The organism is Pseudovibrio sp. Ad26 (assembly GCF_001623285.1).
In the GTDB taxonomy this organism is placed as follows: domain Bacteria; phylum Pseudomonadota; class Alphaproteobacteria; order Rhizobiales; family Stappiaceae; genus Pseudovibrio; species Pseudovibrio ascidiaceicola.
Window position 1 is genome coordinate 75,378 of record NZ_LMCE01000088.1, and the last position, 24,347, is coordinate 99,724.

Genomic DNA, 24,347 nt, shown 5'->3' on the forward strand with positions numbered 1-24,347 from the left:
TTTGATTCTCAATGGAACGCACTCTCATTTCCAATTTAAGGAAGCTCGACCACCTTGCCTTCGCGCAGTGTAATCCGTCGGTCCATCTGTTTTGCAATTTCCAGATTGTGGGTTGCCAGCAAGGCCGCCACACCGGAGGCACGAACCAGCGCAGTCAGCGCCTCAAACACATACTGCGAGGTGTTCGGATCAAGGTTCCCCGTTGGCTCGTCTGCCAACAGAACTCGCGGTGCATTAGCAACCGCACGCGCAATCGCAACACGCTGCTGCTCACCACCGGAAAGCTCCGCCGGACGATGAGTTTCCCGCTCAGATAAACGCATATAAGAGAGCAGCTGGCGTGCGCGCTCTTCTGCATCCTGACGTTTCAGTCCACAAATCATCTGCGGCAACGCAATGTTTTCCAGCGCAGTAAATTCAGGCAGCAACTGATGGAACTGGTAGACAAAGCCCACCTCAGTCCGCCGAATGGCTGTGCGCGCATCATCATTGAGCTTGGAACATTCCCGCCCGCCAATCAGCACCTCACCGCTCTGCGGCATTTCCAAAAGGCCAGCCAGATGCATCAGCGTAGACTTACCTGCGCCGGAGGGCGCCACGAGCGCAACCATTTCCCCTTCATAGAGGTTAAGGTCAGCGCCCTTCAGAATTTCCAGTTTGCTGTTGCCCTCAACATAACCTCGGACAACATTCTTCAAACTCAGAACAGGAACGCGTTCCTCACCCTTAAGCGAAACACCAGCAACCGGTTTTGTTGGTTTATTCATCATTCGTAGCGCAAAGCCTCAACAGGATCGAGCCGGGCTGCGCGCCAGGCAGGGTAAATCGTAGCAAGCAGGCTCAAGACCAAAGCCATAATAACAACACTGGTCGTCTCGCTTGGATTCATTTCAGCCGGCAGCTTTGAAAGGAAGTAAAGCTCAGGCGAGAACAGCTCGGTTGAAGTGAGCCAGGAAATCCCCTGCCGAATGCTCTCAATGTTCCAGCACACCACAGTACCCAGAATAAACCCGGCAAACGTGCCGATGGTTCCAATGCTGGCTCCTGTGATGATGAAAATCCGCATCACGGCACCGCGGGTAGCACCCATGGTACGCAGCACGGCAATGTCACGGCCCTTGTCTTTTACCAGCATGGTCATGCCGGAAATGATGTTCAAAGCGGCCACAAGAACAATCAGCGTAAGGATCAGGAACATCACGTTACGCTCAACCTCAAGCGCTGAGAAGAACGTCATATTGCGCTGACGCCAGTCAGAAACGAACACAGGACGCCCGGCCTCTTCTTCAATGACAGGTCGCAGCGGACCAACAGCATCCGGGTCATCAGCATAGACCTCAATGCCCGTCGCCAGACCTTCCTTGTTGAAATAGAGCTGCGCCTCATCAAACGGCATGAATGCAATCGTGCCATCATACTCGCTCATGCCAATCTGGAAGATCGCAGAGACGGGATAGCCCTTCACCCGCGGGGTCATCCCCATCGGCGTGATGCTGCCACGCGGAGTAATCACGCGCACCGTATCACCAACAGTAACACCCAACTGGCGCGCGAGACGGGAGCCAATGGCGACACCTTCGCCATCATCAAATCCATCCAGCGTTCCAAGCAGAACGTTCCCGGATACCAGATCCAGCTTATCAAGATCAGCCTTGTGAACACCACGGAACAAAGCACCCAGATCAGCGCTTGGTCCGGAGATCATCGCCTGCCCTTCAACAAACGGCATTGCAAAATCAACACCGTCGATGCCAGCCAGCTTGACCGAGGTCGCCTCATAGTCATTGAGCGGGCTATCGATGGGCTGCACAAGCACGTGCCCGTTGATACCGAGGATTTTGGTCAGCAGCTCCGTGCGGAACCCATTCATCACCGCCATAACAATGATCAGAGTTGCGACGCCCAAAGTGATGCCCAAAAAGGACAGGCCGGCAATAATAGAAATGAAAGTTTCTTTGCGTCTGGAGCGCAGATAGCGCCCTGCCAGCATCCACTCAAAGGGTGCAAACCACCGGTTCTTTCCGGGATGAGCCGCCTGAATCTCTGCCGTCATACTAGACTATTCTCCGTTTCCGCCTGTTCAACTACCCCGTGGAATATAGGGAGCATGAAGAGCAAGTGCCATAAGCTCTGGCAAAAAGGCCCGGCAGCGGAAAGGCCGCCGGCACCTAACATACCATTGAAGCTGTTGAGTTACCCCAAGCTTCGCTGATATCAGCCTTTTAAGGCAGAAATCAGTTTGTTGACAGCCGCTTCCGGGGTCAACATTTCGCGATCACCAGTTGCACGGTCTTTGACTTCCACTTCACCAGTCTTCAGACTACGAGGGCCAACAACCAACTGATACGGCAGACCAATCAGATCCATGCTTGCAAATTTCTGGCCTGCACTGGTCTTGCGGTCATCATAAAGAACCTCAACGCCAGCCTTTTCCAGCTCTGCGTAAACGCTCTCACAAACTTCATCGCACTCAGAACCAACCTTCATGTTGATCAAACCAACATGGAACGGCGCAACTTCTTTTGGCCAGACAATGCCATCATCATCATGGCACGCTTCAATGATCGCACCCAGCAGACGAGATACACCAATGCCATAGGAACCCATATGAACAGGCTGTTCCTTGCCTTCAGCAGTCATCACCTTCGCGCCCATAGGCTCGGAGTATTTGGTGCCGAAGTAGAAGATGTGGCCAACTTCGATACCGCGTGCAGAAACCTTTTTGTCTTCTGCAACAGCCTCAAAGGCAGCTTCGTCATGCATCTCATCAGTGGCAGCGTAAGGCGTGGTCCACTGCTCAATAATGCCGGAAAGGTCACCATTGAAATCAATGTCTTCCGCCGGAGTTGGCAGGCCAAGAATATCCTTATCAAGGAACACTTCGCTCTCACCAGTAGACGCCAGCACGATGAACTCGTGAGACAGGTCGCCGCCGATCGGACCAGTGTCCGCCTTCATAGGAATTGCAGTCAGACCCATGCGGGCAAAGGTGCGCAAATAAGCGACGAACATGCGGCGGTAGGCTTCTGTTGCCCGCTCTTTGTCCAGGTCGAAGGAATAAGCATCCTTCATCAGGAACTCACGACCGCGCATCACGCCGAAACGAGGACGCACTTCATCGCGGAACTTCCACTGTATATGATAAAGATTCAGCGGCAGGTCCTTGTAGGAGCGCACGTAGCTGCGGAAGATGTCAGTGATCATCTCTTCATTGGTTGGACCAAAGAGCATTTCCCGTTCATGACGGTCTTCAATGCGCAGCATTTCTTTGCCGTATGCATCATAGCGGCCACTTTCGCGCCACAGGTCAGCAGGCTGAATGGTTGGCATAAGCAGCTGGACAGCACCGGAGCGGTTCTGCTCTTCTTCAACAATACGCTGAATCTTGTTGAGCACACGGTGGCCAAGCGGCAGCCATGCATAAATCCCGGCTGACTGCTGACGGACCATACCCGCACGCAACATCAGGCGGTGCGATACGATCTCGGCTTCTTTCGGAGTTTCCTTCAAAATAGGCAGGAAATATCGGGACAAACGCATTAGTTTAACTCTTCAGGTTTAAAGGCACGCAAGCTCTGGCTCACCACCAAACATCATTTCTATGTCTTCTTAGCAAGCAGAACGCCTGTTGTAACTGCCAACATGGCTATATGCCAATTTTCTAAGACATATTTCCCCATACACGCAGCTTTTTGCCTACACCTTTGGGTTCAACTCATGGAATCTCCGAAAAATTATAGCTAAAATTTTAGGCAAGCAAAAAATTGCGGCGAATTGATACAAAATGATGACAAACTAATGTGATTACGTTAGTGTCTGTTCAACAACAAAAACAACACCCTTAAGCGGTGTTGCAAGGTATCGCGATCTTTAGTCTTGGGAGGAAGGTTCTCGGGCGCCCGTTTGGTTGCAGCCGGCACTCTACGCAAGTGCAAAGAGAACATTTAGACGCGGAACTCGTTCTAACAGCAAGGCTTCGGCCTTGCTTTTTTTTCGCCAATTTCTGCCGTTTTCACTGAATGGAATTCTATGAATGACGCATTCAGGTTACTCATATCAAAATACCCAGCAGATCCTGAACACAGCAGAGACAATTGCCTTTTCCAACACTCCCCTCTAAACGCAAAAAAGCGATTCCTGAGAATCGCTTTTTTGGCACTTGATGGTTTTGCTCTGTAACTCGCTGATTTTACGCCACACAATTGATGTGCAAAACCAAAATCAGGAAGGAGCGTTGCCCATTAATTGATCAACAAGTGGAAACAGATGCGCACCAAGTCCGGACTCAAGGAACCAATAGAAGGCAACGAACACAATTGTCGTTACAATCGTGTTGATGATCACCTTCTTCAACATCTGAGGATTCTTGGGCGCGCTCTCAGTCGTTCCCGGAACCACTTCGCCCTCTTCCGCCTGAGTGCGAACACCAAACGGTAAAATGGCCAGGAACAAAATCCACCACATCATGAAGTAGAGTGCAACGAGTAGCGGCGTAGCCATAAATGTGCTCCTGGAACGTTCTTGTTTCTTCTGCGGCTGGTCACCTTACTCTTGTATCACAAAGCAACCAGTGCACTACAGGTTTTTACCTACAAGAATTAGGCCCGAACCGAAAGCCTTCCAGTTTTCTCAAACCACAAGTCTTTCACTGCAAACTTAAGCCTGTTCCAACTCGGTCAATGTTCCAAGAAAATCTTTTGGGTGCAAAAACAACACCGGCTTGCCATGTGCGCCAATCTTCGGCTCACCATCACCCAGAATACGGGCTCCATTGGCAACCAGCTGATCGCGTGCAGCAAGAATGTCATCAACTTCATAACAGATGTGATGGATACCACCTTGCGTGTTACGCTCCAGAAACTTGGAGATCGGAGAGTTCTCGCCAAGCGGCTCCAGTAGTTCGATCTTCGTGTTCGGAAGCTCGATAAACACGGTCGAAACACCATGCTCCGGCTGCGCCACTTTTTCTGAGGCAATGCCGCCAAGTGCATCGCGATACACTTTCAGGCCTTCTTCCATATCCAACACGGCAATCGCAACGTGGTTCAATCGTCCAATCATGACGGTCCTCCCAATAACCCTTTGTTCTAGAGCGCGTTCCATTCGATTGCACACAATCAAATGACAAGAAGCTGCTCAAACAAAATGTCAGAGCACAGCACGTATCTGCAGATGAACGCCTATGAGTTCTAAGGAACAGATTTCATTCACAAAGTCCATTGGATCAAAAGTCAAAGGCCGCAGATGATATGCTCATTTGCGGCCTTTGATTATCTCGAAAAATGTGCCTGAGGATCAGACGCGTTGCACCAATGCCTTACAAAGCGGCTTCTTGCCCCAATGCTCAACAACAGCATAGCGGCCCGCCCGTCTGGCAGCTTCCCGCACCAGTTCCACATCACGGCGGCGGCTCTTTGGAATGGAGATCACCGCACCATAAACGGCATCACGAACGGCGTCCTCAAACGGAGTCCCGTTCTCAGTCTCATCCGGCATCCCAAACAAAACCACGTCGATATCGCCAAGCAACTCGCCGCGACCATCCACGATCAGCGAAACCGTCACGCAGCCGCCATAAGAAAGCTTCCGGCGTTCCTGAACACCAGTTTCTTCTGGCGCAGCAATCAAATGGCCATCGCGAACCAGAATACCGGCAGGCGCTTCATCAATGACCTCAAGCCCACCCGGATGCAGGCGCACCATGTCGCCATCACGGATGATCTTAACGTCCTTCACGCCCTTGCTGACAGCAAAGTCCTTATGACACTGCAGGTGCAGCGGCTCACCGTGAACAGGCAAAACCTTCTTCGGGCGTACAAGATTGTAAACCTGATCCAACTCACCACGACGCGGATGGCCAGACACATGCACTAGCGCGTCACGGTCTGTCACCACCTGCAACCCTTCGTGGGTTAGCTGGTTGATAATGTTGGAAACAGCCTTTTCGTTACCTGGAATGGTACGGCTGGAGAAGATAACCATATCCCCCGCAGACAGCGCGACCTGGCGGTGTTGATCGCCAGCAATGCGTGCCATAGCAGCACGTGCCTCGCCCTGAGACCCGGTGCAAAGAGCGACGACTTTATCACGCGGCAAAGATCCATAAGTCTCTTCATCACGGAACGGCGCCAGCCCATCAAGATAGCCCAGATCACGTGCAATCTCGACGGTACGCTGCATAGAGCGGCCAATCACAACAATCTCACGCTCTGCCGCCATTGCCGCTTCAGCAACTGCACGCATACGTGCAACGTTGGAGGCAAACGTGGTCACAGCAACGCGGTTCCGTGCCTCTTTGATGATCCGTGTCAGTTCTTCCTTCACATCCGCTTCACTGGGGCTGACCCCGTCACGGACTGCATTGGTGCTGTCACAGACAAAGACATCCACGCCTTCATCTCCCAGTTCACGCAAACGCTGAAGGTCGATCGCTTTACCAATGCCCGGTGTCAGATCGATCTTCCAGTCACCGGAATGCAACACCAGTTGACCACCAACACGAATAGCCAGAGCACACGGCTCCGGGATCGAGTGGGTCATAGTCACCATCTCAATATCAAAGATACCGGCTTTGAAACGATCTCCCTGATTAACAACGGTCACCGGAATCTGATAATCTGCACCATCACCAATCAGCTTGGCTTCCAGAAGGCGAGCAGTGAACTCAGTCGCATAGACCGGCAGTTCCAACCGCTTCCAAAGATAGGACAATGCGCCGTAATGATCTTCATGAGCATGCGTGATGACGATGCCATCAATACGGGAACGCTCTTCTTCCAGAAAACGAATATCTGGCAGAACAAGATCAACACCCGGCATCTCCGGTCCGGCAAATGAGACACCAAAATCAACAATCAGCCAGCGACGGTCGTCCTCAGGTCCATATCCATAAAGACCAAGGTTCATTCCAATTTCGCCAACACCGCCCAAAGGCAGGAATACGAGCTCTTGAGTGCTCGACATCTAAGACTCCTTCAAAGCGTATTCCGAAAAATGCTTCCATTTTCGAAAACAAGAATACGCGTATAAACTCTAGAGCGCGTTCCGTTTGATTGGCTTCAATCAAGCGACAAGAATTCGCTCAAACAAAAGAACTGAGAGCGAGATGCGTCAATACGAATGAACGCAACTTGCTCTACGTCCCGACAGACATGTGGCTTCAATGATCAAAAAAGCCAGCAGAACATGCTTTGCACGTCTTCAGGAAAAGAAAACATCTCCGGCTGTCACCAGCCGCTCGCCCCCATGATCCATTTTTACGATCAGGCGGCCCATTTGATCGATGTCCATAAAGACACCGGAAAACTCTTCATTGCTCAGGCGGACACGGATCGGTTTCCCGCGCCCTACGGCGCGTCGCAGCCATGCAGATCTGATCTCTTCAAACCCACTGGCAGCTTTCCACGTTTCCAGCCATCGTGCAAAACTTTGTGCAAGAGCATCAAAGACCTGTTGCGGCTCACACATGTACCCCATGCTGCGTAAATCTGTAACAGCATAATCACCCAGATCCGGATGATGAGACACGTTGACGCCAAAACCGCACACAAGGCACAGCTCACCATTAGGCCCACTTTCGCTCTCAAGCAATATGCCAGAGACTTTTTGTCCGTCGATGAGCACATCATTCGGCCACTTCAGCTGCACCAGATTGTGCGCACCGGTTGCCCGTTCAATAGCCTCTCCAAGAGCAAGAGCAGCCACAAAGGGCAGCTGAACGATCTTCTCGTTCTGTACACCTACGCGCAGCAAAACCGAGGCAAACAGATTGCCGGTCTCCGAAGTCCACGCCCGTCCACGACGCCCGCGCCCGCTCAACTGAATATCGGAGCGGACCCACAGATTACCCGGGTGCCCTTCCCGTGCCTTGTGTAGGCCGTGGGTATTGGTAGACCCGATCTGGTCGTAGTACTCAAAACAAAAGCCCGGTGCAGATCGCACCGGGCCTTCGTCTTTTAATTGTCCAAGGTTCATCATAGGAAACTAGAATAGAACGCCAGCCGCATTGGCAGCCGCATTCATGATTGGTTCCGGCATGATGAAGAACAGTCCGACAACTGCGCTGGAAAGACCAAGCACAATTTTCATTTCACCGGACATTGGCAGGAATTCGCCAGTTGCATCATCAAAGAACATGACCTTGATCACACGCAGGTAATAGTAAGCAGCCACAACGCTGGTCACTAGACCAATCACGACCAATGGAGCAAGACCTGCATCCATCGCAGCGATGAACACGTAGAACTTACCAAAGAAGCCGATGAGTGGTGGCAGACCGGTCAGGGAGAACATGATCACTGCAAGCAACACTGCCATTGGCAAGTTGGTCTTGGAAAGACCAGCAAGATCGGAAATCTCTTCAACCATACCTTCCTTGCGGCGCATGGACAGGATGCAAGCAAACGCACCCAGTGTCATCGCAAGGTAAGCTGTCATGAACACGATCAGACCGTGGACACCAGCTTCAGTACCAGCTGCCAGACCAACCAGAGCGTAACCCATGTTACCAATGGAAGAGTATGCCATCAGACGTTTGATGTTCTTCTGACCAATCGCAGCAAAGGCACCAAGACCCATGGATGCAATAGCGATGAACACAACGATCTGCTGCCAGTCAGTGGTCACATTGCCCAAAGGCTCAACCAGCACACGGATCAGCATACCGAACGCAGCAATCTTAGGTGCTGCAGCAAAGAACGCAGTAACCGGTGTTGGTGCACCCTCATAAACATCCGGGGTCCACATATGGAATGGAACCGCAGAGATCTTGAAGGCAATACCTGCCAGCATGAACACGATACCAAACACCAGACCAAGGGATGCGCGATCGTCTGTCAGAGCAGCTGCGATGCCAGTAAAGTCAGTGTGGCCGGTAAAGCCGTAGATGAAGGACATACCGTAAAGCAGCATACCGGAAGACAACGCCCCAAGGACGAAGTACTTCAGGCCAGCCTCAGTAGAGCGAACAGAGTCACGGTTAATCGCAGCAACCACGTAAAGAGCCAGAGACTGCAGCTCAACACCCAGATACATGGAGATCAGATCGTTGGCTGAAAGCATCAGCATCATACCAACGGTCGCGATCACGATGAGGATCGGGTATTCAAAGCGGTCAAAGTTCTGAGAACGTGCGTAAGCAACGGACATCGCAATCGCAAAGCCGGACCCGATCAGCACCAGTATCTTCATATACTGGGAGAAAGCGTCCTGTACGAATGCGCCGTCAAATGTTGTGCCGTAATGCGGGCTCACCAGCAGGATCAGACCCGCAACAGTAAGCAACGCAACGCAGATACCCGTTACCAGCGGAGTGGATTTCTCTCCACCAAAAGCTCCAACCATCAGCAGGACCATTGCGCCGAGAACCAGAAGGATCTCGGGCAATACCGGCATTAGATCAGGAATAGCTAGAAGCTCAGCATTCATGAGTGCACGGTCCCCTGTTAATGGCTAGACACTGCAGCGGCTGCATGGGCAAGACCCCCTGCATCAAGCGCGGCATTGTAGTTTTCGATAAGGGCACCAACGGACGCGGACGTCACATCCAGCACGGCTGCTGGGTAGAACCCGAAGAAGATAGTCAAAATGATCAGCGGAGCAAGGATCAGCTTCTCACGACCTGTCAGGTCCAGCATGGACTTGAGGCTTTCCTTTTCCAACGCACCAAACACAACGCGGCGGTAAAGGAACAGAGCGTAAGCAGCGGACAAGATCACACCAGTCGCAGCGAAGAACGCCACCCAGGTGTTCACCTGGAACACACCAATCATTGTCAGGAACTCACCCACGAAGCCGGCGGTACCTGGCAGACCAACGTTTGCCATGGTGAAGATCATGAACGCCACCGCATAACGAGGCATGTTGTTCACAAGACCACCATAGGCCGTAATCTGACGGGTGTGCATCCGGTCATAAATCACCCCAACACACAAGAACAGTGCACCAGAGATCAGACCGTGAGCCAGCATCATGAAGATTGCGCCTTCAATACCCTGCGCATTGGCAGAGAAGATACCCATGGTCACGAAGCCCATGTGAGCGACGGATGAATATGCAATCAGCTTCTTGATGTCTTCCTGCGCCAGCGCCACCAGTGAGGTGTAGATGATCGCCACAACAGACAGCGTAAAGATGAACGGTGCGAACATATCACTGGCGATTGGGAACATTGGCAATGAGAACCGAAGGAACCCATAACCACCCATCTTCAGCAGGATCGCAGCCAGAACAACAGAACCAGCAGTCGGCGCTTCCACGTGAGCATCTGGCAACCAGGTGTGAACCGGCCACATTGGCATCTTCACCGCAAAGCTTGCAAAGAAGGCCAGCCACAACCACGTTTGCATCGCTGCCGGGAATTCGCTCTCATTAAGAAGAGTTGGAATATCCAGCGTACCAGCCTGCCAGTACATGGCCATGATAGCCGCCAGCATCAGCACAGAGCCGAGCAAGGTGTACAGGAAGAACTTGTAGCTTGCATAAACGCGGCGCGGGCCACCCCATACACCGATGATCAGGAACATCGGAATAAGGCCAGCTTCAAAGAACACGTAGAACAGAACCAGGTCCAGCGAACAGAACACACCGATCATCAGTGTTTCCAGTACGAGGAAAGCGATCATGTATTCCTTGACGCGGTTCTGAATGCTTTCCCAGCTCGCCAGAATACAGAGCGGCATAAGGAAAGTAGTCAGGATCACGAACAGCATGGAAATGCCGTCAACGCCCATATGGTAGGTGAAGGTTTCACCAAACCAGTTGTGCTTCTCCACCATCTGGAAGCCAGGGTTCTCGTTGGTGAACCCGCCCCAGATGAACAAGGAGACGATAAATGTGAAACTCGTCGTAATCAGCGCAACACGCCGAATATTCGTTTTCGCATCTGGGTCATCCCCCCGCACCAGAAGGATGAAGAACACACCGACCAGTGGGAGAAATGTAGTGATGGAAAGGATGGACCAGTCGTTCATTAATGAACTCCCCCACCGGAGAACATGGCCAGGGTCACGAAGAAGGCAACCCCGATCAACATGGCAAATGCGTAGTGATAGATGTAGCCAGACTGTAGACGAACAACCCAACCGGTAACCTGCTGAACGCGTGAGGCAACACCGTCAGGACCAAGTCCGTCAATCACAGTGCCGTCACCGCGCTTCCACAGGAAGCGGCCAAGAGCCAGGGAAGGTTTCACGAACAGGAAGTCATAAAGCTCATCAAAGTACCACTTGTTCAGGAGGAACAGGTACAGAGGCTTATGACGCTCTGCCAGAGCCTTCGGCATATCTGGTTTAGCGATGTAGAAGAGGTAAGCAAGAATGAAACCACCAGCCATTGCAAGCCATGGGGAAAGCTTCACAAGCCAATGGACGTGATGCATTTCTTCAATGACTGCGAGCTCACTGTTCGTACCGCCAAAGACGTTCTTCCAGAAATGAAGGTAGTCGTGACCGATGAACGCTTCCTTGAACACCATACCGGCAAAAGCTGCACCAAGTGCAAGCAACAGTAGCGGCACAAGCATAACCCATGGGCTCTCATGGATGTGTTTCATCACATCAACTGAAGCTCGAGGTTTACCGTGGAAGGTCATGAACACCAGGCGCCAGCTGTAGAAACTGGTCATCGCAGCTGCAAGAACTGTTGCCCAGAAGGCATAGGATGCAAACATGTTGTGACCGACATAAGCAGCTTCAATAATCGCATCTTTGGAGATGAAGCCAGCTGTACCGATGTAGGTGAACGGAATACCGAAACCAGTCAGGGCTAGTGTACCAATCATCATGGTCCAGTAGGTCCATGGAATGTGCTTACGCAACCCCCCCATCTTACGCATGTCTTGCTCGTCAGACACAGAGTGAATAACGGAGCCAGCGCATAAGAACAGCAGTGCTTTAAAGAACGCGTGCGTGAACAGGTGGAAGATACCAACACCAAACGCACCAACACCCAGCGCCACGAACATGTACCCCAGCTGAGAACAGGTGGAATATGCAATCACGCGCTTGATGTCGTTCTGCACACAGCCAATGGTCGCAGCAAAGAAGGCAGTCGTCGCACCAACGAAGGTCACAACCGTCAGAGCTGTTGGCGCAAGTTCAAAGACTGGAGCAAGACGCGCAACCATGAACACACCAGCCGTCACCATGGTCGCTGCATGGATCAGCGCGGAAACAGGCGTTGGGCCTTCCATCGCATCCGGCAACCAGGTGTGAAGCAGGAACTGAGCTGACTTACCCATGGCACCCATAAAGAGCAGCAGGCAAATAACTGTCAGTGCCGCTTCAGGCATCAATTCATACCCAAGGAAATTCAGAACAGGCTCTTTGCTTTCAAGAAGAGAAGGGCCGCTGCTGAAAATCGTCGTGAAGTCGATGGAACCGTACAGGTAGAAAACACCGAAGATACCCAGAGCAAAACCAAAGTCACCCACGCGGTTAACAATGAAGGCTTTCATCGCAGCCGCATTGGCAGAAGGTTTTTTGTACCAGAATCCGATCAACAGGTACGATGCCAGACCAACGCCTTCCCAACCAAAAAACATTTGCAGCAAGTCATCAGAGGTGACCAGTGCCAACATTGAGAAGGTAAAGAAAGACAGATAAGCAAAGAACCGCGGACGATCCGGATCGTGGTGCATGTACCCGATAGAGTAGATGTGAACCACACAGGAAATGGAGTTCACAACCACCAGCATCACTGCGGTGAGTGTGTCGACCCGGATTGTCCAGTTAACCGACAGATCCCCAGAGGTGATCCAGCGGAAGATTGTTACAATCTGAGTGCTCTCCGACCCAATGCCGAATTGAAAAAACACCACCCAAGACAAAAGGGCTGCGACAATCATAAAGCCGCTGGTGATATACTCGCTGGCTTTGACCCCAAGCCGATTGCCGAACATTCCGACAATCAGGAAGCCAAGCAACGGCAGAAAAACGATTGCTGAAAACATCCGCCCCTCAGCCTTTCATCATATTGATGTCTTCCACGGCAATAGAGCCGCGGTTACGGAAGTAAACAACCAGAATAGCAAGACCAATAGCCGCCTCTGCTGCTGCAACGGTAAGAACCAGGAGCGCAAAGATCTGACCAACCATGTCCTGCATGAAGTAGGAAAATGCCACCAGGTTGATATTAACTGCGAGCAATAAAAGCTCGATAGACATCAGGATCACGATGACGTTCTTTCGGTTGAGAAAGATGCCAAAGATCCCGATGGTGAATAGGATCGCTGCGACCCCGAGATAGTGCGCTATGCCAATTTCCATGGGCGCCTCTCAGTGCTCCCCGTTTTCTATTCAAACTCCGAAGAAGGAACCCTCAAGAGGAAGGCCTTTTCTCCGGTACGAATTAATGGTGAAGACCCGTTACAAACGCGCCTTACAACCCCTTGCCTCTTTCAACTTTGACCACTTCGATCGAAGTTTCAGGACGACGGGCATTCTGTTCAGAGATATTCTGACGGCGTACACCCGGCTTATGGCGGAGGGTCAATACAATCGCACCGATCATTGCAACCAGCAGCACCAGACCAGAAATCTGGAACCAGTAAATGTAGCGGGTGTAAAGCAATTCACCGATAGCGGCGATATTTTGTGTCTGCTCAACAGGAGGTGTCGGGGCGGACCCTTCACCTAACATGCCAGGAGCGATGTACCAGCCACTGACAACCATCAAGAGTTCAGCCAGCAGAATTGCACCAATCAGCGCGCCGATTGGCAAATACTGCAAGAACCCCTGACGCATTTCGGCAAAGTCAACATCCAGCATCATGACCACGAACAGGAACAGCACCATGACCGCCCCCACGTAGACAACAACCAGAAGCATCGCCAGATACTCGGCACCAATCAGTACAAACAACCCAGCTGCATTAAAGAAGCACAGGATGAGGAACAGCACTGAGTGAACCGGATTGCGAGAAGCAATCACCATGAAGGCAGAGGCCACCGCAAGTGCGGCAAACAGATAGAAAAACAGGGCCTGCAAAACCATTTTTAGGTTGCCTTTGTCCTATTGTCTCGCCCGGTCAGTGCAAAGCCCCAACCGGACACAATCCACTCCCGTTACCTTAACGGTACGGAGCATCCAATTCGATATTGCGAGCGATCTCACGCTCCCAACGCTCCCCATTCGCAAGCAGCTTGTCCTTGTCGTAGAACAGCTCTTCCCGCGTCTCGGTCGCAAATTCAAAGTTCGGGCCTTCCACGATCGCATCCACCGGACACGCTTCCTGACAGAACCCGCAGTAAATGCACTTGGTCATGTCAATGTCGTAGCGAGTGGTACGGCGTGTCCCGTCATTACGACGAGGTCCAGCTTCAATCGTAATGGCCTGCGCAGGGCAGATCGCTTCACACAGCTTACAAGCAATGCAGCGCTCTTCTCCGTTCGGATACCGGCGCAAGGCGTGCTCACCGCGAAAACGCGGGCTTACAGCACCCTTCTCAAAGGGATAGTTAATCGTCGGCTTTGGCTTGAAGAAGTAACGCATGGCAAGAAAAAACGCCGATACGAACTCCTTCAAAAGCAACGACTTTGCGGCCTGTCCCAGTCCCATAGCCTTTACAGCCCTTTCTTGATCGAACATGCCACCGGCATGGAAGATCGATTACAATCCAAGAGAACCAAGGAGCACTTCCAAGAAGTCATACTAGGTTCTCGTTACCCTTTCCTCTCGAATTAAGGAGCAATGCTAGCTCCGGCGAGATATCCGATAATCGGAATCCCGATTATCGTCAGGGTAAAAATGACTTTGCGGATCGTCGGTTCCGCCAGCTCAACCCAACCTTTCTCAGCTGGGTTGCGCTCTTTTCCTTTGTTGATGGCTGCCTCCATAAATCCAAGAAGGAGACGGTAGTTCAGCCATCCAAGGTAAATTCCCATTACACCGCCGATTAACCCGGCGATGGAAATCATGCTCCGAACCCACCCACTGGTGGGGTCCAGCCCATGAACATCAGCACGAAGGCCACGATGAACACCATTGCCAGTGACAGCGGCAGGAAGACTTTCCACCCCAGACGCATCAGCTGGTCATAGCGATACCGCGGGACCATTGCTTTCGCCATGGAGATGAAGAAGAACACCAACAAACTCTTGAGCAGGAACCAGACGACACCAGGCACCCAAGTGAATGGTGCAATATCCAATGGAGGCAGCCAACCGCCCATGAACAGGATGGTCATCAGAGCACACATCAAGGAGATCGCCACATACTCACCCAACATGAACATCATGTAAGGGGTAGAGCCGTACTCAACCATGAAGCCTGCAACCAGTTCGGATTCCGCTTCTGCCAGATCGAATGGAGGACGGTTTGTTTCAGCAAGTGCGGAAACAAAGAACACCACGAACATCGGGAACAGCGGCAACCAATACCAGTTCAAGATAGACAACCATGGAACGCCCAGCATGTGAGCAAGCCCGCGAGCTTGCTGCGCATAAACGATTTCGGTCAGGTTCAACGAACCAACACAGAGCAGAACAGTTACGATCACGAAACCAATAGACACTTCGTAAGAAACCATCTGAGCTGCAGAACGCAGAGCTGACAGGAACGGGTATTTGGAGTTGGAAGCCCAACCACCGATGATCACGCCGTAAACTCCAAGGGAGCTGATCGCGAACACATACAAAATACCCACGTTGATGTTTGCAATCGCCCAGCCATCAGCGACCGGAATAACCACCCAAGCTGCAAGGGAGAGAACCACTGTGATCAGCGGTGCAAACAAAAACAGAAACTTATCAGATCCCGACGGGATCACTGGCTCTTTCAAAACGAATTTCAAAAGATCCGCAAAACTCTGTAGCAAGCCCCAGGGGCCAACAACGTTAGGACCACGACGGATCTGGACAGCAGCCCAGATCTTACGGTCACCGTATAGAATGTAAGCAACGATCAGCAGCAGCACGACCATCAAGAGCACGCTCTGGAAGAGCATGATGATCAGCGGCCAGCCATAATCCCAGAAAAAAGCTTCCATGCTCACCGTCCCCTTATTCCGCCGCCTCAGCTCGGCGCTGCATGGCAAGTGCAGAACACTCGGCCATCACCGCTGAAGCTCGGGCAATCGGGTTGGTTAGATAAAAATCACTGAATGCCCGTGCGAAACCGGCACCATTCATGTCACCACCGCGTGCGGCAAGCTTGGAAACATCCGAAGCAATACCGGTCGCGATGCAATTTACATTCGCCATATGAGGAACTGCCTCAACAACAGCACCGCGCAACTGCGCAAAACTGTTGAAGGAAAGCGGCTTACCAAGTGCACCGGAAAGCGCACGAATGATTGCCCAGTCCTCACGTGCATCACCAGGAGGGAATGCAGCGCGGTTTGCCAGCTGTACACGGCCTTCCAGGTTCACAAAAGTACCTGGTTTTTCGGTGTAAGCAGCACCTGGCAAAATAACGTCAGCGCGGTGCGCGCCGCGGTCACCGTGGGTGCCGATGTAAACAACAAACGCATCCCCGAAGGAAGCCATGTCCAGTTCATCTGCACCAAGCAGGAACACAACATCTACGTCGCCTTTGGCAGCTGCGTCTTGAATACCACCAGTATCCAGACCACCCTCACCCGGAACAAGTCCGATATCTAGACCGCCAACACGGCTGGCAGCAGTGTGAAGAACGTTAAAGCCGTTCCACTCATCGCTCACAGCACCAACGTTTTCAGCAAGCTTGGCAGCAGCGGCCAGTACAGCAGCACCGTCTTCACGGGCAATCGCGCCTTCACCAACGATGATCATTGGATTTTTAGCGTTCTTCAGAACCTCTGCAAATGCGTTCTTGCCAGAAGCAACGTCCGCCAGAGTGTCTGGACCAGCACCGAGGTAATCCACGTCGTAGGTCAGATCCGCAGGTTGGCCAATCAGACCAACTTTTGCACCGCCATGACGCCAAACCTTACGGATGCGGGCATTGAGAACTGGCGCCTCAACACGTGGGTTAGCACCCACGAGCAGAATTGCATCCGCGTCTTCAATACCTTCCACGGAAGAGTTAAACAGATAGGTTGTCCGACCAAGAGACGGATCAAGCTGTGCACCATCCTGACGGCAATCCATGTTGGCAGAACCAACACTCTCCATCAGAGCCTTCAGAGCAAACATTTCTTCAACAGTAGCAAGATCACCAGCGATCGCAGCAGTTTTAGCACCACCAGCCGCTTTCACCTTTGACGCAACCGCATTCAGAGCGTCAGTCCAGCTCGCAGGAGCCAGCTTGCCGTTCTGCTTCACGTATGGGCGATCCAGACGCTGTGTCTTCAGACCATCCCAGATAAAGCGGGTTTTGTCGGAGATCCATTCCTCGTTCACCTCTTCATTGAGGCGAGGCATGATGCGCATGACTTCTTTACCGCGTGTATCCACACGGATAGCGGAGCCAAGAGCGTCCATCACGTCGACGCTTTCTGTCTTCACCAGTTCCCAGGGGCGAGCATTGAACTCGTATGGGCGGGAAGTCAGAGCACCAACCGGGCAAAGGTCAATCACGTTGCCCTGCAGCTCGGAGGAAAGCGCTTCTTCAAGATAAGTGGTAATCTCGGCGTCTTCACCGCGGCCAATCAGGCCCAGTTCAGAAACACCGGCAACCTCGGTCGTAAAGCGAACACAGCGCGTGCAGTGAATGCAGCGTGTCATGATCGTTTTCACAAGCGGACCGACATATTTATTTTCAACTGCGCGCTTGTTTTCCGCATAACGGGAACTATCTACACCGTAAGCCATGGCCTGATCTTGAAGATCACACTCACCGCCTTGGTCACAGATAGGGCAGTCCAGCGGGTGGTTGATCAGGAGAAACTCCATCACACCTTCACGCGCTTTTTTCACCATAGGAGATTTTGTAAAAATCTCTGGTGGCTGGCCTTCTGGTCCCGGACGCAGATCGCGCACGCCCATTGCACAAGAGGCAACCGGCTTTGGCGGTCCACCCTTTACTTCTACAAGGCACATGCGGCAGTTGCCGGCCACTGAAAGCCGGTCATGAAAACAGAACCGAGGAATTTCCGCGCCGGCCTCTTCACAGGCCTGCATAACGGTATATTCCGCAGGAACTTCAATTTCTTTGCCGTCGACGACAAGCTTGGTCATGCGTTGGCATCCTCACCCTTAGCTTCTTTAGCCCGATAAGCTTTAAGAAGCTCAGTCACTTCAATTCCATCGATGGTCATGCCCTCAAGCCGGCAGCTTTTGAGTTTAGCGCCAGCCAGATTGGCATTTTCAAGGATCAGCCCAGAAAGATTGGCTTTCTCGACTGACCAACCCGAAAGGTTTGCATCAAGGATAGACCAGCCTGAGAGATTAGCGTCGTTGATGCGGCTACCGGACAGATTCACATTCGTGAAAGAACAACCAGACAGATTGCAATCCACAAACAAAGAACCGGAAAGGTCGCTTTCGCTCACATTCAGACGTTTTTTCTCATTGCTGATCTTCACATCCCCTACTCCGCTGCAATCTTGTCGGTCGGTGTGCGCTGCGTAGCAACGTATTGATCGATCCGATCTTCAATCACAGGGCGGAAGTTTTTGATCAAACCCTGAATAGGCCATGCAGCCGCATCACCAAGCGCGCAGATCGTATGACCTTCCACCTGCTTGGTTACTTTGAACAGCATGTCGATTTCTTCATAAGAGCTCTCGCCCTTGACCATCCGCTCCATCACGCGCCACATCCAGCCCGTACCTTCACGGCACGGCGTGCACTGACCGCAGCTCTCGTGTTTGTAGAAGTAGGATAGACGGGCAATCGCTTTGATGATGTCCGTGGAGTTGTCCATCACGATCACAGCAGCTGTACCCAGAGAAGAGCCAACTTCGCGCAGACCGTCAAAGTCCATCTTGGCATCGCGAATTTCTTCGCCCTTCACACAAGGAACAGAAGAACCACCCGGAATAACCGCCAGCAGATTGTCCCAGCCACCGCGGATGCCACCGCAGTGCTTTTCAATCAGCTCCTTGAATGGAATACCCATGGATTCTTCAACGGTACAAGGTTTGTTCACGTGTCCAGAAACACAGAACAGCTTTGTACCAGCGTTGTTTTCGCGGCCAATTCCGGAGAACCATGCACCACCACGACGCAAGATGGTCGGAGCAACAGCAATGGATTCCACGTTGTTCACTGTGGTTGGGCAGCCATAGATACCCATGTTCGCAGGGAACGGAGGCTTCAGACGCGGCTGACCTTTTTTACCTTCAAGACTTTCCAGCAGTGCAGTTTCTTCACCGCAGATGTAAGCCCCTGCACCGTGGTGCACGTAGATATCAAAGTCATAGCCGTTCTTGTTGTTCTTGCCGATCAGGCCAGCATCATATGCCTGATCAATCGCAGCCTGCAGACGCTCACGTTCACGAATGAACTCGCCGCGCACGTAAATGTACGCCGCAATTGCACCCATCGCGAAACCAGCAAGCAAACAACCCTCAACCAGATGATGAGGATCGTGACGCATGATTTCACGGTCTTTACAGGTACCCGGCTCGGACTCATCTGCATTGACCACGAGATAGGCCGGACGACCGTCGCTTTCCTTCGGCATGAAGGACCACTTCAGGCCAGTCGGAAAGCCCGCACCACCACGACCACGAAGACCGGAAGTCTTCATTTCGTCGATGATCCAGCTGCGACCTTTATCAATAATGTCTTTGGTACCAGACCATGATCCACGCTGACGAGCCCCTTCGAGCCCCCAGTCATGTAGACCATAGATATTGGTGAAGATACGATCGGAATCGTTCAGCATCGCTTACCCCTCACCTTTCGCTTTGGCTTCCTGAGCTTTGCGGTGGCTCTCCAAGAACTCCGCAACACCAGCCTCAGCTGGACGAGGAACACCAGTATAACCAGCACCGCCAGTATTCAGAGCAGCACCTGCATGCTGCCGTGACGCTGCATCGGAACCGTCAACAACGATAGCTTCCTGAGGCGCACCTTTTGTGGTGTCCTCAATGTTCAGCAATGTGGTTGGACCACCCTCCGGCGCCGCAAAGATACGGTCAACACCCAGAGGACCCGGCAGAACCGGCTTTCCACCTGCAATGTCATCAAGAAGCTTTTCAAACTTCTCAACATCCAGATCCTCATAGAAGTCTTTGAAGATCTGCACCATCGGCGCATTTACACAAGCACCAAGGCACTCAACCTCTTCCCAGGAGAAGTTTCCATCTTCGGAAAGGGTATGAGGGATCTCGGAGATCTTGCTTTTACAAACTTTGATAAGCTCTTCAGAACCACGCAACTGACAAGGGGTCGTACCACACACCTGAATGTGTGCTTTTTTACCGACCGGCTGCAGCTGGAACATGGTGTAGAAGGTTGCCACTTCCAGAACACGGATGCGAGGCATATCGAGCATTTCAGAGATCACACGGATCGCTGGCTCGGTCACCCAACCAACCTGCTCCTGCGCACGCCACAGAATTGGCACGACAGCAGATGCCTGACGCCCTTCTGGATAACGCGCGATAACTTTATTCGCCCATTCCAGATTTTCTGGAGAGAACTCAAAAGAATCTGGTTGTTCGTGATGAAGACGACGCACTGACATTATCGGTCAATCTCCCCGAATACGATATCTAGAGAACCCATTACTGCAGCTACATCAGCTAACATGTGACCTTTGCACATATAATCCATTGCCTGCAAATGGGCAAAACCCGGAGCCTTAATTTTACAGCGGTAAGGCTTATTGGTTCCGTCAGAGATAAGATAAACACCGAATTCGCCTTTTGGCGCTTCAACGGCTGCATAAATTTCACCTTCGGGGACTTTGTAACCCTCAGTGTAAAGCTTGAAATGATGGATCAGAGCTTCCATAGAGCGCTTCATTTCATTGCGCTTCGGAGGAACCACTTTACCATCGGTTGAAGAAACAGGGCCAGTTTCCTTACCCAGCATCTCCAGACACTGCTTCATGATGCGAACAGATTGACGCATCTCAAACATCCGGATCAGGTAACGATCGTAACAGTCACCGTTCTTACCGACTGCAATGTCGAATTCCATTTCATCATAGCACTCGTAAGGCTGCGACTTACGCAGATCCCACTTAGCACCAGAACCACGGACCATCACACCGGAAAAGCCCATTGCCCAGGCATCATCAAGATCAACAATGCCGATATCAACGTTACGCTGTTTGAAGATACGGTTGTCAGTCAGAAGGCCTTCGATGTCGTCAAGGGTTTTGAGGAACGGATCACACCAGTTCCACATATCCTCAAGCAATTGAGCAGGAAGATCCTGATGCACACCGCCTGGACGCACATAAGCTGCGTGCATACGGGCACCACAACCGCGTTCATAAAAACCCATAAGCTCTTCGCGAGGCTCAAAACCCCACAGCGGCGGCGTCAACGCACCAACATCCAACGCCTGCGTGGTCACATTCAGAAGATGTGATAGCAAACGCCCGATTTCTGAATAAAGCACACGGATCAGCTGACCGCGCTTTGGCACTTCAATGCCCAGCAAACGCTCAACAGCAAGAGCATAAGCATGCTCCTGATTCATGGGTGCTACATAGTCCAACCGGTCGAAGTAAGGCACAGCCTGAAGATAGGTCTTGTGCTCGATCAGCTTCTCAGTACCCCGGTGCAGCAATCCGATATGCGGGTCAACGCGAATGACCACCTCACCGTCCAGTTCAAGAACCAGACGCAGCACACCGTGCGCCGCAGGGTGCTGCGGACCAAAGTTAATATTAAAGTTTCGTACCTGAGCCTCAGCCATTCTCTACCCGTGCCTCAGTTCGATGCTTTTTCATCACCAGGAAGCACATAGTCAGTACCTTCCCATGGTGAGAGGAAATCAAAACTACGGAATTCCTGTGTAAGCTGCACAGGTTCATAAACAACACGCTTCTTGGTGTCATCGTAACGAACCTCTACATAACCCGTCAGAGGGAAATCCTTGCGAAGCGGGAAGCCGTCAAAACCGTAGTCAGTCAGCAAACGCCGCAGATCCGGGTTACCGGTGAACAGAATGCCGTACATGTCGTAGGCTTCACGTTCAAACCATTCAGCACCCTTGAAAATGGAGATGACAGAAGGAACCGGAGTGGCCTCATCTGTCTGAACCTTCACGCGAACGCGCAAGTTCTGAACGGGGGAAAGCAGGTGGTACACAACGTCGAAACGTTTTTCCCGAGCTGGCCAGTCCACACCGCAAATATCAACCAATGCCACAAAGCCGCACCGCGCGTCATCGCGCAGGAAACGCAAAACATTGATAATCTGATCATGGGACACATTAAGAGCAAGATCGCCATAAGCAACCGACCAGCTTTTAACTTTGTCTCCAAGCGTTAGCTCGATAAATTCACCGAGTTCGCTAAGCGTCTCGTCCATTACCTTGTTTCCTATAGGTTGGACATCTCACAAATGGCAAGGGAACCCCATGCCAGCAATGTCGATAAGGCCGCGCACCGCGAAGATGCACGACCTGTAAATTATCTCTCAATCGTACCCGTGCGGCGGATCTTCTTCTGCAGCAGCAGCACACCGTAAAGCAGCGCTTCAGCAGTTGGAGGACAACCCGGCACATAGATGTCAACGGGAACAACCCGGTCACAACCGCGTACAACAGAATAGGAATAGTGGTAGTAACCGCCGCCATTCGCACACGATCCCATGGAGATCACATAGCGAGGCTCAGGCATCTGGTCGTAAACCTTGCGCAGTGCAGGCGCCATTTTGTTGGTCAGCGTACCCGCAACAATCATCACGTCAGACTGACGTGGGGAGCCACGAGGAGCAAAGCCGAAACGCTCTGCGTCATAACGCGGCATCGACATCTGCATCATTTCCACTGCACAACAGGCAAGACCAAACGTCATCCACATAAGCGAACCGGTACGTGCCCACTGAATCAAGCTTTCACTGGAAGTAACCAGAAAACCCTTATCAGAAAGCTCGTTGTTCACATTCATGAAGAACGGATCATTCTCGCCCACTGGGCGACCTGTGTTGGGATCAATGATCCCTTTTGGAGCTTCAGAGACAAGAGGCTTGGAGCCGTCAGAGATCAATCCCATTCCAGCGCTCCCTTCTTCCATTCATAGATGAACCCAATCGTGAGCACGCCCAGGAAGATCATCATGGAGACGAAGCCAAACCAGCCCAGCCCACCATAAGCAACAGCCCATGGGAAGAGGAAAGCAACTTCGAGATCAAAGATGATGAAAAGGATCGATACCAGATAAAACCGGATGTCGAATTTCATACGCGCGTCATCAAAGGCGTTAAAGCCACACTCGTAAGCAGAAAGCTTCTCAGAATCTGGATTCTTGAAAGCAACGATAAACGGGGCAATGAGAAGCGCGAGGCCAATAACGAGGGCAACACCGATAAAGACGACAATCGGGATGTACTCCCTGAGGAGGTCTTCCATTTGTATATCCGTCCCTGGACGTAACAGGTCATGCGACCAATAAAACTCTTGGTGCACTGCACACACGGCAGAAAGTAGGGCGTAAGATTTGGAAGGACACCCTAGGATCCAGTGTATCTAGTCGCACCGCAACGCACGATTAGCTTAGCCCCACCATCTGCGCAAGACCTTACAACGGAGTAAATCGGGTCGGAAAGAGTGCCTTACGCCACGAGAAGATCACATTCTCGAGAGGCGGGCACTAAAAAGCCGCTAAAAACCTAGAGATATATATTATGAGTAAAATACTCATATTAAAATAGAAAAATGACGTTTTCTAACAATTGCTTGGGAAAACTACTCAAGACTTAAAATCGGACAATAAAATTGGTGCATTTTCCTGCGTAGTTCTGCGTAAATAGTCAAAACGTCTCAATTGAAGAGTCGCAGGGCAATACCCATGGGCCACCATAATGCGCTTTATTTTAAGCCCCTGCCCACTAAAGCTTGTCCGCTAAATCTGCCATATCCGGCAGCTCCCCTACCCTAAATATAAGACAGCAAAGCTTCAGCAGGAAACATGGGTAGATAATGCAATGAAATCCAGAGAAGATGAGCCAGAATACACGAAAGCACGGTGCGCTATTTAAAGCGAACACCGTGCTTTTCGTAGTAAATGAAAGTGGCGCGAGTGACGGGACTCGAACCCGCGACCTCCGGCGTGACAGGCCGGCACTCTAACCAACTGAGCTACACCCGCTTGGGTCAGCAACGTTGTGTCGTTGTTGGTGGCGCTGATTTACGGCGGGGGCGGGTCCAAGTCAAGCGAAGTTGGATCGACTTTGCGAGTTTTTCCTGAATAACTTGTTTTCACTGTGAAAATCGGCCTCGAAATGCGTTCAGATGTGGAAAACAGGACTGCATATCACCCATTTTATCCCCTTCTGGACTCAAGGACTTTTTGGCTAGCC

General features: G+C 51.7%; 23 protein-coding genes and 1 tRNA gene. All 24 read right to left on the reverse strand.

The genetic code is table 11. The features are described from left to right. Nucleotides 1-35 precede the first annotated feature (35 nt). Nucleotides 36-767, reverse strand: a complete 732-nt coding sequence (locus PsAD26_RS17470; RefSeq protein WP_063289363.1) for an ABC transporter ATP-binding protein — start codon at nucleotides 765-767, stop codon at nucleotides 36-38. Then, on the reverse strand, nucleotides 767-1,990 hold the full coding sequence (locus PsAD26_RS17475) for a lipoprotein-releasing ABC transporter permease subunit (protein WP_084403745.1): 1,224 nt from the start codon (nucleotides 1,988-1,990) through the stop codon (nucleotides 767-769). Before PsAD26_RS17475 ends, PsAD26_RS17470 begins: the two co-directional genes overlap by 1 nt. A 224-nt stretch (nucleotides 1,991-2,214) precedes the next feature. Next, on the reverse strand, nucleotides 2,215-3,540 hold the full coding sequence (proS, locus tag PsAD26_RS17480) for a proline--tRNA ligase (protein WP_063311484.1): 1,326 nt from the start codon (nucleotides 3,538-3,540) through the stop codon (nucleotides 2,215-2,217). Between the two features lie 681 nt (nucleotides 3,541-4,221). Continuing rightward, nucleotides 4,222-4,500: a DUF1467 family protein gene (locus PsAD26_RS17485; protein WP_057465597.1), complete on the reverse strand. Its 279-nt coding sequence runs from the start codon at nucleotides 4,498-4,500 to the stop codon at nucleotides 4,222-4,224. Between the two features lie 156 nt (nucleotides 4,501-4,656). Next, entirely contained in the window at nucleotides 4,657-5,061 is a 405-nt protein-coding gene (mce, locus tag PsAD26_RS17490) for a methylmalonyl-CoA epimerase (protein WP_063311485.1), read from the reverse strand. Between the two features lie 234 nt (nucleotides 5,062-5,295). Continuing rightward, nucleotides 5,296-6,963 (reverse strand): ribonuclease J, encoded by a 1,668-nt coding sequence (locus PsAD26_RS17495; protein ID WP_063311486.1) that lies wholly within the window; start codon nucleotides 6,961-6,963, stop codon nucleotides 5,296-5,298. A 237-nt stretch (nucleotides 6,964-7,200) separates the two neighbouring features. Next, nucleotides 7,201-7,941, reverse strand: coding sequence for a biotin--[acetyl-CoA-carboxylase] ligase (locus PsAD26_RS17500; protein WP_208860436.1), 741 nt, complete (start codon nucleotides 7,939-7,941; stop codon nucleotides 7,201-7,203). A gap of 42 nt (nucleotides 7,942-7,983) precedes the next feature. Next, nucleotides 7,984-9,426 (reverse strand): NADH-quinone oxidoreductase subunit NuoN, encoded by a 1,443-nt coding sequence (gene nuoN, locus PsAD26_RS17505; protein ID WP_057465600.1) that lies wholly within the window; start codon nucleotides 9,424-9,426, stop codon nucleotides 7,984-7,986. Between the two features lie 17 nt (nucleotides 9,427-9,443). After that, the gene (locus PsAD26_RS17510) at nucleotides 9,444-10,970 is read right to left on the reverse strand and encodes an NADH-quinone oxidoreductase subunit M (RefSeq protein ID WP_063311487.1); all 1,527 of its coding nucleotides are present in this window, start codon (nucleotides 10,968-10,970) and stop codon (nucleotides 9,444-9,446) included. Beyond that, on the reverse strand, nucleotides 10,970-12,949 hold the full coding sequence (nuoL, locus tag PsAD26_RS17515; RefSeq protein ID WP_063301141.1) for an NADH-quinone oxidoreductase subunit L: 1,980 nt from the start codon (nucleotides 12,947-12,949) through the stop codon (nucleotides 10,970-10,972). The genes PsAD26_RS17510 and nuoL overlap by 1 nt, the downstream gene beginning before the upstream one ends. Nucleotides 12,950-12,956: 7 nt before the next feature. Continuing rightward, nucleotides 12,957-13,265 carry an NADH-quinone oxidoreductase subunit NuoK gene (gene nuoK, locus PsAD26_RS17520; RefSeq protein ID WP_057465603.1) on the reverse strand — a complete coding sequence of 103 codons (309 nt, stop codon included), beginning with the start codon at nucleotides 13,263-13,265 and terminating at the stop codon, nucleotides 12,957-12,959. A 112-nt stretch (nucleotides 13,266-13,377) separates the two neighbouring features. Next, nucleotides 13,378-13,992, reverse strand: coding sequence for an NADH-quinone oxidoreductase subunit J (locus PsAD26_RS17525; protein ID WP_063311488.1), 615 nt, complete (start codon nucleotides 13,990-13,992; stop codon nucleotides 13,378-13,380). A gap of 76 nt (nucleotides 13,993-14,068) precedes the next feature. Further along, entirely contained in the window at nucleotides 14,069-14,557 is a 489-nt protein-coding gene (gene nuoI, locus PsAD26_RS17530; RefSeq protein WP_057465605.1) for an NADH-quinone oxidoreductase subunit NuoI, read from the reverse strand. A gap of 122 nt (nucleotides 14,558-14,679) precedes the next feature. Next, nucleotides 14,680-14,916 (reverse strand): hypothetical protein, encoded by a 237-nt coding sequence (locus tag PsAD26_RS17535; RefSeq protein WP_057465606.1) that lies wholly within the window; start codon nucleotides 14,914-14,916, stop codon nucleotides 14,680-14,682. After that, nucleotides 14,913-15,986, reverse strand: a complete 1,074-nt coding sequence (gene nuoH, locus PsAD26_RS17540; RefSeq protein WP_063297416.1) for an NADH-quinone oxidoreductase subunit NuoH — start codon at nucleotides 15,984-15,986, stop codon at nucleotides 14,913-14,915. Before nuoH ends, PsAD26_RS17535 begins: the two co-directional genes overlap by 4 nt. A gap of 13 nt (nucleotides 15,987-15,999) precedes the next feature. Then, a complete protein-coding gene (nuoG, locus tag PsAD26_RS17545) occupies nucleotides 16,000-18,096 on the reverse strand; it encodes an NADH-quinone oxidoreductase subunit NuoG (protein ID WP_063311489.1) in 2,097 nt (698 codons plus the stop codon). Continuing rightward, the gene (locus PsAD26_RS17550; RefSeq protein ID WP_063311490.1) at nucleotides 18,093-18,443 is read right to left on the reverse strand and encodes a pentapeptide repeat-containing protein; all 351 of its coding nucleotides are present in this window, start codon (nucleotides 18,441-18,443) and stop codon (nucleotides 18,093-18,095) included. Before PsAD26_RS17550 ends, nuoG begins: the two co-directional genes overlap by 4 nt. A 5-nt stretch (nucleotides 18,444-18,448) precedes the next feature. Beyond that, nucleotides 18,449-19,750, reverse strand: coding sequence for an NADH-quinone oxidoreductase subunit NuoF (gene nuoF, locus PsAD26_RS17555; RefSeq protein WP_063289021.1), 1,302 nt, complete (start codon nucleotides 19,748-19,750; stop codon nucleotides 18,449-18,451). 3 nt (nucleotides 19,751-19,753) lie between these two features. Next, nucleotides 19,754-20,554 carry an NADH-quinone oxidoreductase subunit NuoE gene (gene nuoE, locus PsAD26_RS17560; protein ID WP_063311491.1) on the reverse strand — a complete coding sequence of 267 codons (801 nt, stop codon included), beginning with the start codon at nucleotides 20,552-20,554 and terminating at the stop codon, nucleotides 19,754-19,756. Further along, complete coding sequence (locus PsAD26_RS17565) at nucleotides 20,554-21,738, reverse strand: NADH-quinone oxidoreductase subunit D (protein WP_063311492.1); 1,185 nt, start codon at nucleotides 21,736-21,738, stop codon at nucleotides 20,554-20,556. Before PsAD26_RS17565 ends, nuoE begins: the two co-directional genes overlap by 1 nt. Nucleotides 21,739-21,752: 14 nt before the next feature. Beyond that, complete coding sequence (locus PsAD26_RS17570; RefSeq protein WP_063289024.1) at nucleotides 21,753-22,355, reverse strand: NADH-quinone oxidoreductase subunit C; 603 nt, start codon at nucleotides 22,353-22,355, stop codon at nucleotides 21,753-21,755. A 101-nt stretch (nucleotides 22,356-22,456) separates the two neighbouring features. Then, complete coding sequence (locus PsAD26_RS17575; protein WP_057465614.1) at nucleotides 22,457-23,041, reverse strand: NADH-quinone oxidoreductase subunit B; 585 nt, start codon at nucleotides 23,039-23,041, stop codon at nucleotides 22,457-22,459. Continuing rightward, nucleotides 23,032-23,397 carry an NADH-quinone oxidoreductase subunit A gene (locus PsAD26_RS17580; protein WP_057465615.1) on the reverse strand — a complete coding sequence of 122 codons (366 nt, stop codon included), beginning with the start codon at nucleotides 23,395-23,397 and terminating at the stop codon, nucleotides 23,032-23,034. The genes PsAD26_RS17575 and PsAD26_RS17580 overlap by 10 nt, the downstream gene beginning before the upstream one ends. Before the next feature lie 662 nt (nucleotides 23,398-24,059). Next, nucleotides 24,060-24,136: transfer RNA gene (locus PsAD26_RS17585), tRNA-Asp, on the reverse strand. Nucleotides 24,137-24,347 lie beyond the last annotated feature (211 nt).

Coding starts and splice junctions, on each gene's coding strand:
- nuoN (WP_057465600.1), bottom strand. CDS start 9,426: ATGAATGCTGAGCTTCTAGCTATTCCTGATCTAATGCCGGTATTGCCC.
- PsAD26_RS17470 (WP_063289363.1), bottom strand. CDS start 767: ATGAATAAACCAACAAAACCGGTTGCTGGTGTTTCGCTTAAGGGTGAG.
- nuoG (WP_063311489.1), bottom strand. CDS start 18,096: ATGACCAAGCTTGTCGTCGACGGCAAAGAAATTGAAGTTCCTGCGGAA.
- nuoF (WP_063289021.1), bottom strand. CDS start 19,750: ATGCTGAACGATTCCGATCGTATCTTCACCAATATCTATGGTCTACAT.
- nuoI (WP_057465605.1), bottom strand. CDS start 14,557: ATGGGACTGGGACAGGCCGCAAAGTCGTTGCTTTTGAAGGAGTTCGTA.
- proS (WP_063311484.1), bottom strand. CDS start 3,540: ATGCGTTTGTCCCGATATTTCCTGCCTATTTTGAAGGAAACTCCGAAA.
- PsAD26_RS17475 (WP_084403745.1), bottom strand. CDS start 1,990: ATGCTGGCAGGGCGCTATCTGCGCTCCAGACGCAAAGAAACTTTCATT.
- nuoH (WP_063297416.1), bottom strand. CDS start 15,986: ATGGAAGCTTTTTTCTGGGATTATGGCTGGCCGCTGATCATCATGCTC.
- PsAD26_RS17565 (WP_063311492.1), bottom strand. CDS start 21,738: ATGGCTGAGGCTCAGGTACGAAACTTTAATATTAACTTTGGTCCGCAG.
- PsAD26_RS17495 (WP_063311486.1), bottom strand. CDS start 6,963: ATGTCGAGCACTCAAGAGCTCGTATTCCTGCCTTTGGGCGGTGTTGGC.
- PsAD26_RS17525 (WP_063311488.1), bottom strand. CDS start 13,992: ATGGTTTTGCAGGCCCTGTTTTTCTATCTGTTTGCCGCACTTGCGGTG.
- PsAD26_RS17575 (WP_057465614.1), bottom strand. CDS start 23,041: ATGGGATTGATCTCTGACGGCTCCAAGCCTCTTGTCTCTGAAGCTCCA.
- mce (WP_063311485.1), bottom strand. CDS start 5,061: ATGATTGGACGATTGAACCACGTTGCGATTGCCGTGTTGGATATGGAA.
- PsAD26_RS17570 (WP_063289024.1), bottom strand. CDS start 22,355: ATGGACGAGACGCTTAGCGAACTCGGTGAATTTATCGAGCTAACGCTT.
- nuoK (WP_057465603.1), bottom strand. CDS start 13,265: ATGGAAATTGGCATAGCGCACTATCTCGGGGTCGCAGCGATCCTATTC.
- nuoE (WP_063311491.1), bottom strand. CDS start 20,554: ATGTCAGTGCGTCGTCTTCATCACGAACAACCAGATTCTTTTGAGTTC.
- PsAD26_RS17485 (WP_057465597.1), bottom strand. CDS start 4,500: ATGGCTACGCCGCTACTCGTTGCACTCTACTTCATGATGTGGTGGATT.
- PsAD26_RS17535 (WP_057465606.1), bottom strand. CDS start 14,916: ATGATTTCCATCGCCGGGTTAATCGGCGGTGTAATGGGAATTTACCTT.
- PsAD26_RS17510 (WP_063311487.1), bottom strand. CDS start 10,970: ATGAACGACTGGTCCATCCTTTCCATCACTACATTTCTCCCACTGGTC.
- PsAD26_RS17580 (WP_057465615.1), bottom strand. CDS start 23,397: ATGGAAGACCTCCTCAGGGAGTACATCCCGATTGTCGTCTTTATCGGT.
- nuoL (WP_063301141.1), bottom strand. CDS start 12,949: ATGTTTTCAGCAATCGTTTTTCTGCCGTTGCTTGGCTTCCTGATTGTC.